Origin of the sequence: Pseudoalteromonas rhizosphaerae, assembly GCF_902498845.1 — a bacterium.
GTDB classification, from domain to species: Bacteria; Pseudomonadota; Gammaproteobacteria; order Enterobacterales; family Alteromonadaceae; genus Pseudoalteromonas; species Pseudoalteromonas rhizosphaerae.
The window spans coordinates 79,829-93,164 of record NZ_CABVLM010000007.1; the positions used below are offsets into that span (position 1 = coordinate 79,829).

Here is a 13,336-nt window from a genome sequence, read left to right on the forward strand (position 1 = left end):
TTGTCCTTTAAACTTTTACTTTAAACTTTGTAACTTCAATACTTTTCTTCATTCCACTGTCATTGGCTTTTTGCTTAATCCCAAAATACTTAATTACAGGAGCTTTAGGCGGACTTAACTTAGCATGTACTCTAGAATATTTTTGCGCTCTTTGAATCGCTGTCAAGTTCTTTTTACAATCTTTTATTTGCTTAGTTAACTTCTCTTTCCCGACTTGACCATAGGCAGGGTTCTTTTCAGGGTTTTGGAGGTCTTCTAGTTTTTTTGTGTAATTTTCAATAACAGATTCCATATACTCTGAACTTCCCTGTTGAGCTCTTTTTTTATCTGCCATACGGCTGCCCCAATCAGATGCGCCCCCCTTAGCCTCTACAATAATAACCTCTGGAGGTTTTCCATCAATTAAATAAACTTGGTCAAACTGCCCTTGTTTACCATCACCTGGGAGGTTTGATTCTAAGGGAATTGCATTAGGATATTCATGCATTATATACGCTTTGGCCGCTGCTTCCCCTAGTTTCTCACTTGCATCACGCATGTCGCTTCGTGCATTTTTAAGTGCTTGCTCTCGCTCTGATCCTTCTTCCATATCCAGCGCCTCGTCTCGAGCTTTTACAGCCTCATCACGCTTATCAGCACACTCTTTTAATTTCTCTTTATCTGCAGGAGTTAATTTCTCATGGTCTAAAGTAAGCTTTTCATCTACATCATGAAAAATATCAATTTTATCACTGGCTTCTACTAATGCGCCGTTTTCATAGCGTAACTTCGCTGATTGTTTTTTATCTTTTCGCGAAACAATTACATTACCTTTGTGATTAGTGTAAACATTGTAATTATCTTTATCGGGAGACTTGAGCTGGCTTACTAGTAATAATGCATCTTGCTCACTATTTGGTTTAGCTTTTTGAATTGGTTTTGGCTCAGATGCTTTACTAATTAATTGATACTCTTTGGCTATATCATTCAAAGATTCATCTACAATGTCATGAGCAGCTCCGACTATGACCTCTTGCGGGTCAGCAATTTTTGGTAAGCCATCTGCACCATACATAAATTGTAGATCTTTGATGAATATACTTTTCTCTTCGAAAATTTCATATATTCTGGCTAATTCATCTAAAGATTTTTGAGATAAAACAGTCTTAATACTCTCTGTCGTTAGCCCTTGCGAATTAGTTCCATTCTTAATATTTTTTTCAATGTCTCGGCCATTGAATAACATTCGCTCTTGAATACCACCTTGTATTATCTCCCCATCGCTAGAAATAGTTGTACCCAACTCTGGAATGGTAATTACTGGCAGACCAAGTGCTTTTATAGTCTCTAAATCTTTAGCTTCTTGTTTGATATCCTCTATCGTCGCCGGATTCATACTTGTCGAATTACGCTTTGGAATGAGTAAAACTTCATCATCATCTATAGCTAAGGCCTCTTTATAACCACCCGCCCCTAACTTATTATCTAAAACACTAGGAGGTATCCATCTAATTGGTGTTGAAGGGGTTGTTAATGACCCTAGATGTTCTTTAATATCTTTTGGCGTTAAATTTCCATCGTAAGCGGATTGCAATAATTTATCAGATAATTCACTACTAATAGTTCCTGAAGCAACACTTATTTCAAGCGCTTCTTTTAAGCTCTTTTCACCCTCTTCACACATTAACCCAAATGGATCCACCCAGTTAACCGGATTGGGCGCATATTGATAGTGATTTATACCACCCACTAAACCAATCGGATCTTGGTTTATAAAACGCTGTTGTTTGGGGCTGTAGTAGCGGTAGCGGTTGTAGTGTAAGCCACTCTCTTCATCAAGGTATTGCCCTTGAAAACGGATTGGCTGAGTCAAACTATTTGTAGTGCTTACCTTTGGCTCTTCATAACCATAAACATCGGCTTGGTTTTCCCATACCACTTCTGCTTTATTATTAGTTACAAAGCGTGGAGTATTCAGTTGGTCTAGGTGGTAGTAATACACCTCACCTTGTTTAATAAGTGACACTGGGTGGAATTGATTTAGCAGGTTGATATACCAGGTATATTCTCCGTGTTGGTATTCGCCGATTAACTGGTCGTTATCCCAAATGTAGTCAATTTTACCCTGCTCGGTGTGCTTGGCGATACGACGCCCGAGTGGGTCGTAGTCGTATTGAGTAAGCGTACCGTTGTTATTAAAGCAACTTAGCTGATTAAATGCGTTGTATTCGCGGCGGGTTTTTATGCCTTTACCGGTTTCGCGTATTTGGTTACCAAATTCATCATAATGAAAGTCACTGTCGCCAAAATGAGTTAAACGGTCGGCGTCTGTGGTGCCTCGAATAATTCCATCGTCTTCGCTTAAATCACTGGCTGCGGTTGCTGCATTTGAATCGTTATATTCACTATGAATTGCATTAGGTGTGTTAGCTGACTGGGTGCTTTCAACCTTATTGCTGGCGTCACTAGCATCGCTATCATCATTTAGCTGAGTCGTTTGTTGCTCTGTTAATTCATCATTTATAACTGTTGACTGTCTAACTGGATTACCAAAGCTATCCCACTGGTATTGAGTAGTTTTTGTGTTCTCATCACTGGCTAGATTTTGTTGAATTAACTGACCAAGGCTGTTGTACTCAAAATTAATGTTATGACTACTAACACCTTGCTCTTTACGCGCAATCAACTGGTTTACGCTGTCGTAATTGTACGTACAGGTATCAAATAGTGCTTGCGAAGGATGGGTTAACTGCTGCTGTGTTAAGCGGTTAAATACATCAGACTGTTGAGTAAGAGTTACATCATTACCAAATTGTTGAGTTTGGATATTACCTTGGCTGTCGTAGGTTAATGTTACGAGCGGCTTTGCAAGCTCAACCTCTTTGCTATTGGCTTGTTGTAAATGAATGCTACTTAGCTGGCCAAATTTATTGTAGCTGTATTTAAGCGTACTTGAATCTGGTAAGGTCAGTGATTGCCTTCTGCCGTAGTCGTCGTAACTGTATTTTAAGGTATGCGCTTGTTGCTGATTATGTACTTGCTCAGCACGCAGTAACCGCCCGCCTTTATCATACTGCTGCTTTAAGGTTGATTGTGCATTATGCGCACGGGTAATTTTACCTTGCAGATTATAGCTGTAGTAATTGGCGTTATTAACGATGTGCGTATCGGTTGCCAAACTTGCATGCTGCGCAATCACGCGGCCTAATTTATCGCGCTCTATTTTTACATGACGTTTATCACTTTGTGTAACCGAGGTTAACCGATTACAGGCATCGTATTTATACTGCTGTAGCGTACCGTCAAATCCAGTTACTTGCGTTGGGTTTTCATTAGCGTCATAACTTATGCGGTATACATGGCCGTCGCTGCGCTCAATGGCGGTTAGGTTGCGCTCTTTATCGTAGGTTAAGTGCAGTGCGCTGCCGTCGGGCTGAATAACACAATGTGGTTGGCTTAGCCCTTCAAAGTGTTGCTCGGTGGTATCACCCTTACTGTTTTGCGAGCTAATTAACCGCCCTGCATCATCGTAACTAAAATGTTGATGCTGTTTGTTCTCAGGGTCTTTTTCGTCAAAGGCAATGGTTTGCGCAAGCTGGCCATGCTCGTTGTATTTATATTGAGTCAATAGCCCTGCGTTGTTTATCGTCGCATTTACACGGCCCAAGTTATCATAGCTGTAGCGAACAAGTTCATCATTGTGGTGTTTAGCAAGTAGCTCTCCTTGCTCATTCCAAACAAATTTAGTGACTTGACCATTTCTATTAATGTGCTGGGTTAGATGGCCAAATTTGTCATAGCTGTAAAGTGCTGTGCGACCGTCGCCAAAGGTTTCACTTTGCAGTAAACCCGCAACACTGTATTTACGTGTTATTGTTTGACCATCAGGCAAGGTGGTTAATACACGTTGCCCTAATTGGTTGTAAGCAAATTTGGTGACACTGCCATCTGGCTGAGTGATTGACTCTAATTGGCCATAAGCCGTATAGCTGTATTTTATTTCACTGCTATCTGGTTTTATTTCAGTAACTTTTTGACCTTGTGCGTTATAGCCGTATTGCCACACATTACCATTAGGATCGATGTGCTTAACTAACTTACCTTGTGCGTTATGGACAAAGTGCTCTTTATGGCCACGCGAATCTATACAGGTTGTTTCACCTATCTCAGGGTTATATTCAAACTGATACGTATAGGTGTTGTTATCGCCCCATTGTTTTATACATTTAGCACTTGGTGAATAACTGTCCCATTCAAAATGATGGCTAAAACCACTGGCGCGGGTACGCTTAGTTAATAAGTTAGCGGCGTTATAGGCGTAGCGTTCAGTCTCGTTTTGTTGATTAGTGGCTTGTACAAGGTTGTTGTTTTCATCATATTCATAGCTTGCTAATAGTGGTGATAGCAATTGCTGTTTGTTGTCTTTATTTGTGAAGTAAGGCGCTATTTTACTTAATAAGCCTTGCTGGTTATAACTAAGTATACAACCACGCGCTTTGTTTACTTCAATACGGTTAAGGCGCTCTTTTGCATCATAGTAAAACTGAATGCTTTGACCTTTTTCGTTAATTATTTTTTCAAGCAACCAAGCGTTTTCACCTGCTTTAAAGGTTAAATGCTGATCATCAGGTGTGACCAACACGTGCTTACCGTTGGTTTGGTAATGCAACGCAAGATTGCTGCTTAATTGATAACTTGATTGCCCAGGCTTTACCTTTTCAAAGCGGTGCTTAGCCCCGTGTTCATCTTGGTATTCTAACCAGTAAGTACCTTTTTGTTTTGGACCTACTTTTGGCGGTGGTAAATAGTGCTCAGTTAACTGCACCATAAAGTCATGTCGCCAACCATTACCCATTACACTACATACATCCGCATGCGATGAACGGTATAGGCGTCGCCAAATCAATTGTTTACTGCCTGCTAAGGTGAAATCAATCAGTGGGAGTATTTCTTCACCCGAAAGCATAGAAACCGGATCAGAACGGCATTCTTGCTTGGTGATAGGTTCTTCACTTGGGGTATTATTACTTGCACCGCCACTATTTTTAGCCGGCGCTTGAGAGGCACTTTTACCTGAGGCTTTAGTGGTTCCTTTTTTGGCAGGCTTTTTAGCAGCACTACTATTGGTATTATCACTGACCTGAATTGCGGTTTTGGCTTTTTGGTGAAAACAACTCACACTACCTGCAATCAACGCATTACTTAGCATGCTTGCTGTTTCACGTGCGGATGCGCTACGTGGGCAGTTTACACCCGCACTATTTAATAGGTTTATAAGATCAAGACGCTTTGCTACATCAGTAGTTAATGTACCGCCAATTTGTGCAATTTGCGCTTTTGCACTATCTTGGGTGTTAGCAGCAACACTAAAGTAACCAGGCAAAGCAGAGCCTTTACCTGCAACAAAACAAATAGGGTAACTTGCTCCTTGTAAAACAACTGTATTACTTTGCATTGTTGTGTACTTCCTCACTTATCCATAAGTATGATGCCGTAGCTTGATATTTTGCTTGTTCTTGTGAAATCACTAACGCATGCGTGTAGTGCTCAACAATAGCGGGGCTTGAGGTCAACTGATATAAATTGACAATTCCTTCTAAGGCACCCATTTTACCTAATTTATAATTAGGTAATTCATAATGTGTATGTTCATTTATTACTTGATTAAGTAATTGTAAATTGTTTAACCACACATCACTTTCAGGTTCGATGCCATTTCCTGGGGCAAAAATAACCTCGATTGCTTGCTGTGCAGTTTGTGCTGTTTTAACAAACATGCCAGATAATTGATCGTGTTTAATAAAATCAATTGAAGGCGCTAGATAATGGCTTGTTTGCACCCATCCTGCTTTTTTAGCTGTAACCACAGCCAGTATTCCAGCCACGCCTTGATAGCTGAACTCTCCTTGCTTGTTTGCTTTAAACGTTGCATCTAATGCTATTACGTTTACTTTATGCCAAGCATTTTTTTGCGCTAATGCTATTAATGTACTTGCACCAGCTGCACCATAAAATAATGTATGGCTTACATGTGCAGGATAGAGCTGCTTTAAACTATTTGTTAAAAGTTGCTTAAGCTCATCTTGATAAGCAAGCGCTGGTAATAACCAAACTAATGGCGCTTGTGAGTCTTCAACCTTTGCAAATAATTCTTTAGATTTTATTATGCAATCATACAAACACGCATCCCAAGATTGCCAACCGGGATGCTCAGTAACCGGCGTAGCTTCACCGTAGATCAACTCATCAATATCGTGTGTAGACAAACTCGATAACGACTCAATCGCTATGCTAAAAGCTTTCATACCGGTACACCTGCAGTTAACTTTTTAGCAGCTAAATGCTGATAGTAACGATGTAAATTAAACACAGCTTGGCTATAACAATCCATTGCTGATATTTCGATTGCATTGAGCTTGGCAGTCATGGCATTACCCGCAATTAAACGCAAAGACGCAAACTGTTCCTCATATTTTGGCCAGTTGAGCTGCAACTGCTGTTTAAAATCAGCACATGCTTGTTGATCCCCCTGACACGCTCTTATTTGCGTTTCAAAATCAACGAGCAGATCAAGCTTGTCACCTAACATTCTTCTCATTAGGGTAATTAAACTACTCGGGTTTTCTATTTTATTGAGTGATGCATTAACAAGTGGCAGCAATTTAACAAAGCCACTTTGTAACAATACTTGCAGTACACCTTCTGTAGCCAAATTACGACTCGCATGGTTGCCAATCGCATTCACCTGCTCCCAAGATAAAGACAATAAAAAAAGTGACATTAACGGGGAGTTAACAAGCTCACTTTGGCACAAAAAATTAAAACCAGTGACTATGTCTTTTAAATCCGCTTGACTATCTACAAAGACCGTCAACTCACTTTCAACAAGAGCTTGAACTACTGGATTTTTACTTATCGAAAAAGCAAAATATAAGGTTTGTAAATCAATTAATGCGATTAAATTAGAGCTATGCTGCTGTAATAACACCTTACGTACAACTAGCTTTGCAACACTGAGTAAGCTAGGCTCTTTAAGCAAATTATTAATAAAAGCTAGGTTAATATTTTGCGGTAAATTAGCCATGACCTCGATACATGCTTGTGAGATCACATCTGGGCTTATATTGTCATTCAATAACGAAACTAATTGCTCTAAATTTGGCTGAGTAAATCGTTGCACAACTTGCTTTTTTTTAGCTGTTAGCCAACATGACTCTAATAGCCGCTTTTGTTGTGTTTTAACATAACCTACAGAAGTAAACGGGCAGCGCTGTGCATTGCTAATTTTCATAAGCTGCGCTTGATGATCACTTAAATAGATAGATAACAAAATCAGCCACCGATCAATACAGTAGGATTACCAATAACAATTTTTCCACCATGTGAACTATCATCGCCCATCCGAGCTGCTGGCTTGCCATTGATTTTAACGCTTCCTGATCCTGATTTAATACTATCCGGAGGGCCAATACATACCAACATATCGCCTTTACGCGCAGCTGGCATACCACCAATTAAGACGTTACCAGAGCCAGCAACCACAGGGCCTCCAACATGAGGAACGGTACCCGTGGTTTTAGGACAAATGTGCATGTGACCAATTGTAGCGGCGGGCTTACCCATTATGACTCCTTGTCTTATTAATACTTATGCAACAGCATTATTGCATTTACAGTACTGTATTATTCAAATAAAGGAATAATTAACAGTTTACTTTGTGAAGTTAAAATAGATAATAGCTCTATTAATTCAGCTTGATTATAATCAGCAAGTGCAACCGAACTTTGCATTACATACTGATATAAAACAGATACTATATCTGCACCATTTAAAGCTGGATGTAAATTAACAAAAAACTGCTTTGCGTAATAACCATTTAATGCTTTTAAATGACTTAACGCAGGGTTAAGCAATGGATCATCTGGTCTATTTATTGGTAAACAAATTAAATGAGGCAGACCATAGCGGCAATATACAACATGTCCATTATTGCTTATCCCGCTTCTAACCCCTGATTTAAAGCCGTTGATTATTTCCATATTTGCACTAATTTAACTTGATCATGCCAGCAGACAATGTAATAGCACTGCCATCAACTTTGATATTACTGCCTTTAATATCGATATTGGTACCTTCAATTGTAATATTACCGCTGCTGCTCATTTTTATTTGCGCAGAACCCGTTTTTATAACAATTTCATCACCCGCTTCAATATTTAATGTTTTGCCAACTTTAACTGTATCGTTATCACCAATTTCACTTACACGATTAGTTTTTACATTTAAGGTGTCGTTATTGCCAACGTCTACTTTACGGTCATTGCCAATAAGCACCTTATTGTCATTACCAATTTCAACATTATGATCATTATCCGTTTTGTCATTTTGGTCGTTTTTAACATACAGTTGTTTATCTTTTTCCGCCTGTATATAAACAAGCTCACTGCCCTTTTTATCTTCAAAACGCAGTTCGTTAAAGTTATCGGCTCCGCCTTCTTTGGTTGAACGTGTTTTAATACCGCTTTGTGTTTTTTCAGCGGGTAGCGCATAAGGAGGCATTAAATCAGCATTATAAATAGCGCCACTTATTATTGGCTGATCAGGATCGCCATTTATAAAATCAACTAAAACTTCTTGCCCTACACGGGGGAAGAAAAATGCGCCCCACTTCTTGCCAGCCCAGTTTTGGGCAACACGGATCCAACATGAACTTTTGGAATCTTTTTTACCTTCACGGTCCCAATCAAATTGCACTTTCACACGACCATATTGGTCAATCATGATTTCATCAGCGCTATCGCCAGTAACAATTGCAGTTTGAACCCCATTAATTACAGGCTTTTTCTTATTAACTTGTGCTCTGTATGGAATCTCTTTTGGTACACATTCAAAATGGTTTGAATACACTTCTTCTACACTAACCTGCTGTGCACCGGACTGGTTTGGCACTGTGATTGATGTCATCATCGAGGTAATAACAAATGTTTTACCTTCTAATCTCGGATCTTCGTGCTTTTTAAAACTAAATAATTTACCAACAGTAAAAGAGCGGCAATCACTTCGGCCACTTGAGAGTTTCATATCGCGTTGTAGCGATTCTAATTGGACTGAGGCTAAGTTTGCGGCCCGAGGGTGACACTCAGCTTCACCTGTATATTCGAACACTTCAGAGACTGATTGTGTTGGTAGCTCTGGATTAGCTTGCTCACCATCAGGGTATCTTGATGGTTGTTTAAAATCATAACCAACACGCTTAAAGCTACCAGGAGCTAAGCTTAAGCCTCCTTGCCAACGTGAAATATGCGATGCGCTTAAGTGACCTGTTGAATATACAACTTTACTTTCATCACAGACTTCATAAGCAGTAATATCATCAGCTAAAACAAGTGTGTGCGCGCTGTTACTATGCTCGAAAAAATAAAAAATGCCTTCTTGCTGCAGTAAGCGCTGAATAAAATCAAAATCAGATTCTTGATACTGAACACAGTATTCGTATTTTGGGTAGGTTTTGCTGGTTTTATCTGAAAAAGCGACGCTATGCTGGCCAAATAAATCAGCAAAAATATCTTTAATTGTTTTTTTCTGATAGATGCGACTGTTCTTACGGTTACGCATCGAAGCGGCAAATGGAACAATCGTTGCTTGATAATCAATATAATTTTTTTGTTCGTCAATATCGGCTGTACGGCTGCCATTTGACACAAGGTGACTAACAATACCGTGATAATAACGCTCACCACCGCCATCAACATTTTTTACTTTAATGGATACGGGTTTACCGACTAAGTCTTCGTGAGCTATTTGCTGGCCAATTGTATACATGTTAGCTGACATAACAAATAAATCAGACATTGCCTCTTGGGCAACAAAGCGAGTTAAATAAAGGGCATCTTTACCAGCAGGGGTGCTAATTTGAATTACGTTTTTATCTTGTGTAGCTTTTTGCATTCCTTGCTTTTCCCATCCTAAAGATCAAAAAAAGCTCTGAGCAAAGCCCAGAGCCATTACGAGACAACAAATATTACATTTGTTGACCTTTAACACCACTGTAACCATATACAAGCGGAGCAGTAATGTTATTTTTGTCGTCAGTTGGAGTAACAGTCATCATCATTTCTGTGTAGCTGATAGTGATTGTTTCAATTGGACGATCGTTTTGTACCGATACTGAATAGCTAGAAATCATCGCATCTGTAAGTTCGATTTTCATGATTTCTTCAACTTTATCACCTTGCTTAGTGATATGGAAAATAGCTGGAAGACCTTTACCAATTGTTGCTTCTTTGAAAAGATCCGGAGATGCTTTATCTTGAAGTTTAGTAATTGTTACGTCACCAAGACGAGTAGAGCTTGACTCACGGTCCATCGCTGTACCAGTCGCAGCACTAATTTCACGGCTTACGTTCCAATCTAAAGATAATACTGTAATTAAATCTTTAAAAGACTCCGCAGTTGTTTCGCCTTTGATTGAACCGTACTTTAAATATGTATTTGCTTGCATTTGATAATGCTCCTTTTTATTAAACAATGTTATCCATTTAGCCTGGATTCTTTTCTTTGGTTTCCCAAAACTTCCTTTGAAATCATTATCTCTAATACTGCAATGAAAAGGCCCTAAAAATCCTTTCCTTAGACGAAGACAATGTCTCAAAATTCCATGTAGTGATTTAAGGCACCAAAATTATAATGCCATAAAATTTAATAAACAACCTTATTAGCGATTATTTATTGAATTATTTTTAATTAATATTAAGCTCAAATTCATTATCTTTAACTTTCAGCAATATATTATTTATTTCGTTATTTTCTATCATACTGAAAAGTAGGGCTTCTGAAAGCATTGGTAACACTTTATTTTGCAATATTGTATGAATATTTCTAGCACCCGACCCTGCATTTTGGCAGTTAGCAACAATATAATCTATGACGTCATCATTATAAGTCAACTCAGCATTATAATTTTTATCAACTCGTTTGATTATTTTTGCCAATTGAATCGCTGCAATTTCAGTAAGGATATCATCGCTTAATGGAATATAAGGAATTACATTGATACGGCCTAAAAATGCAGGTTTGAAAGCAGTAAGTAAATCATCTTGTAGAGCCTTTGCTAATCCTTTGATACTTGGCTTACTTTCTTCGTCTTCAAATAGGCTCATGGTGGTATCTGTGCCTACATTTGAGGTCATAATGATAATGGTGTTCTTAAAATCAATATCACGGCCTTCGCCATCTTTGATGGTGCCTTTATCAAACACTTGATAGAAGATATCTTGCACACCTGGATGCGCTTTTTCCATTTCGTCTAACAGCACGACACTGTATGGTTTTCTTCTCACGGCTTCAGTTAAAATTCCACCCTCACCATAGCCAACATATCCAGGAGGCGAGCCTAATAATAATGAAACTTTATGCTCTTCTTTAAATTCAGACATATTGATAACAGTGACATTTTCTTCACTGCCATATACTTCCTGCGCCAGTGATAAAGCGGTCTCAGTTTTACCTACCCCACTTGGACCGGCGAGCATAAATATACCATTAGGACGACTTTCATCGGCAAGCTGTGCCCGAGAGGTTTGAACAACTTTAGCAATTAAGTCAAGAGCATGATCTTGTCCAACCACACGCTGTTTCATGTGTGATGCTAAGTTTAAAATACCGTGAATTTCGTCTTCATGCATTTTACCAACAGGAATACCTGTCCAGTCTGAAATCACTTGTGCAATAAGCTCTTCACTGACCTGCCAGTGCACCATATTTTGCTCAAACGCGGCGAGCTTTTCTTTACTGAGCTTTAATGACTCAAGCATTTCTTGAGAGGCTTCTTGCTCTTGTGTATTAACAAGTTCAAGCGTTTGATTTAATTCTGAGACAATTTCTTTCTCGAGTTTAAATTGCTCATTGAGTGGCTGTAATTGCTGATCAATACTAATTAGCTCTGCTTTTAAATCATCTAACTGCTGCGAATGATCTAAGCCCGTTTTTTGCTCACGATTTAACATTTTAATTTGCGTTTCAATCACACTCAGGCGATTCACTAATTGCTCTATAGTGTTAGGTGTAGACGCTTGGCTCATCGCAACGCGGGCACAAGCAGTGTCCAAAAGTGCAACGGCTTTATCTGGTAATTGTCTGGCAGTGATATATCGATGCGAAAGGTGAACAGCACTTTCCAGCGCCTGCTCGGAAATAAATACTTTATGATGGCGCTCCATCACAGGGACTAAACCTCGTAACATCGCAACCGCTTTTTCTGGAGTTGGCTCTTCGACCTTAACAACTTGGAAACGACGAGTCAGCGCGGCGTCTTTTTCAAAAAACTTTTTATACTCTGCCCATGTGGTTGCAGCAATAGTACGTAATTCACCACGTGCTAGTGCTGGTTTTAATAAATTAGCAGCATCATTTTGACCTGCTTGACCACCACTACCGATCATTGTGTGTGCTTCATCGATAAATAAGATAACAGGATCAGCGGAGTTCTTAACTTCATTAATTAATGATTTTAAGCGATTCTCAAACTCGCCCTTCATACCGGCACCGGCTTGTAATAGTGCTAAGTCTAAGCTATGAATTTTTACATTTTGTAGGACCGCTGGTACATCTTTTTGCGCAATCCTAAGTGCCAGCCCTTCTACAACAGCAGTTTTACCAACCCCAGCTTCGCCGGTTAAAATGGGATTATTTTGACGGCGACGGGTCAAAATATCGATCATTTGTCTAATTTCAAAATCACGGCCCAAAATCGGGTCTATTTTACCTGCACGTGCTTGTGCTGTGAGATCAACGGTAAATTGCTCAAGATTTGGCGTTTTAGAATTAGTACTTGCTTGTGTTGCTGTAGCATTTTGTGCTGCCTGATTTCGCTCTTGTGATTGCGCCACAATTTCAGGCCAGGCGTGTAGTAGCTGCCCAGGATCAATCTTATTAAATAACTTACTACAGCGGGTAACCAAACTGGATAGCGTATCGTCTTTCGTTAATGTATAAATAACATATGCACTGCGAATTTGCTGATCTGTAAATTCTATGCTTGTACTTAACCAAGATTGCCTTAATAGACTCGTAACATGCACAGATAAGCTAGGCGAAGACTGACTCCCTGTTTTGAAAGACTCAAGCGACTGATTTAAATCCTGTTTCACTTGATCAACATCGATATCAAATGAACCAAAAATAAGCCTAACATCATCAAGCTGTTGCTCTACCATGGCTAGTAACCAATGCTCAAGTTCAACCGTAAAATGGCTACGGCTATTACAAATTGCAACAGCCGCTTCAAGGCTTTTTCTGCAATCGGGACTCAGTTTTTCAACTAATTTATTCAGTGTCATCGAAGACATACTCTGTTCCT

At 39.3% G+C, this 13,336-nt stretch carries 8 protein-coding genes; all 8 read right to left on the reverse strand.

What is annotated here, in order from left to right; translation table 11 throughout:
- Positions 1 to 7: 7 nt before the first annotated feature.
- The 8 genes from PSR9079_RS12300 to tssH all read right to left on the reverse strand — a co-directional run bounded on the left by PSR9079_RS12300 (position 8) and on the right by tssH (position 13,325).
- The gene (locus PSR9079_RS12300; RefSeq protein ID WP_281290916.1) at positions 8 to 5,434 is read right to left on the reverse strand and encodes an RHS repeat-associated core domain-containing protein; all 5,427 of its coding nucleotides are present in this window, start codon (positions 5,432 to 5,434) and stop codon (positions 8 to 10) included.
- Positions 5,424 to 6,284 carry a hypothetical protein gene (locus PSR9079_RS12305; RefSeq protein ID WP_149981859.1) on the reverse strand — a complete coding sequence of 287 codons (861 nt, stop codon included), beginning with the start codon at positions 6,282 to 6,284 and terminating at the stop codon, positions 5,424 to 5,426. Before PSR9079_RS12305 ends, PSR9079_RS12300 begins: the two co-directional genes overlap by 11 nt.
- Entirely contained in the window at positions 6,281 to 7,270 is a 990-nt protein-coding gene (locus tag PSR9079_RS12310) for a hypothetical protein (protein ID WP_246175556.1), read from the reverse strand. The genes PSR9079_RS12305 and PSR9079_RS12310 overlap by 4 nt, the downstream gene beginning before the upstream one ends.
- Positions 7,271 to 7,311: 41 nt before the next feature.
- On the reverse strand, positions 7,312 to 7,602 hold the full coding sequence (locus tag PSR9079_RS12315; protein ID WP_149981861.1) for a PAAR domain-containing protein: 291 nt from the start codon (positions 7,600 to 7,602) through the stop codon (positions 7,312 to 7,314).
- 59 nt (positions 7,603 to 7,661) lie between these two features.
- Positions 7,662 to 8,018 carry a hypothetical protein gene (locus PSR9079_RS12320; RefSeq protein WP_149981862.1) on the reverse strand — a complete coding sequence of 119 codons (357 nt, stop codon included), beginning with the start codon at positions 8,016 to 8,018 and terminating at the stop codon, positions 7,662 to 7,664.
- 7 nt (positions 8,019 to 8,025) lie between these two features.
- Complete coding sequence (locus tag PSR9079_RS12325; protein WP_149981863.1) at positions 8,026 to 9,927, reverse strand: type VI secretion system Vgr family protein; 1,902 nt, start codon at positions 9,925 to 9,927, stop codon at positions 8,026 to 8,028.
- A gap of 73 nt (positions 9,928 to 10,000) precedes the next feature.
- Positions 10,001 to 10,480: an Hcp family type VI secretion system effector gene (locus tag PSR9079_RS12330; protein WP_024032870.1), complete on the reverse strand. Its 480-nt coding sequence runs from the start codon at positions 10,478 to 10,480 to the stop codon at positions 10,001 to 10,003.
- 238 nt (positions 10,481 to 10,718) lie between these two features.
- Positions 10,719 to 13,325 (reverse strand): type VI secretion system ATPase TssH, encoded by a 2,607-nt coding sequence (tssH, locus tag PSR9079_RS12335; RefSeq protein WP_149981864.1) that lies wholly within the window; start codon positions 13,323 to 13,325, stop codon positions 10,719 to 10,721.
- Positions 13,326 to 13,336 lie beyond the last annotated feature (11 nt).

Bases quoted from the DNA above. Each gene is read 5' to 3' on its own strand.
- PSR9079_RS12300 (WP_281290916.1), bottom strand. From the start codon at position 5,434: ATGCAAAGTAATACAGTTGTTTTACAAGGAGCAAGTTACCCTATTTGT.
- PSR9079_RS12305 (WP_149981859.1), bottom strand. From the start codon at position 6,284: ATGAAAGCTTTTAGCATAGCGATTGAGTCGTTATCGAGTTTGTCTACA.
- PSR9079_RS12310 (WP_246175556.1), bottom strand. From the start codon at position 7,270: ATGAAAATTAGCAATGCACAGCGCTGCCCGTTTACTTCTGTAGGTTAT.
- PSR9079_RS12315 (WP_149981861.1), bottom strand. From the start codon at position 7,602: ATGGGTAAGCCCGCCGCTACAATTGGTCACATGCACATTTGTCCTAAA.
- PSR9079_RS12320 (WP_149981862.1), bottom strand. From the start codon at position 8,018: ATGGAAATAATCAACGGCTTTAAATCAGGGGTTAGAAGCGGGATAAGC.
- PSR9079_RS12325 (WP_149981863.1), bottom strand. From the start codon at position 9,927: ATGCAAAAAGCTACACAAGATAAAAACGTAATTCAAATTAGCACCCCT.
- PSR9079_RS12330 (WP_024032870.1), bottom strand. From the start codon at position 10,480: ATGCAAGCAAATACATATTTAAAGTACGGTTCAATCAAAGGCGAAACA.
- tssH (WP_149981864.1), bottom strand. From the start codon at position 13,325: ATGTCTTCGATGACACTGAATAAATTAGTTGAAAAACTGAGTCCCGAT.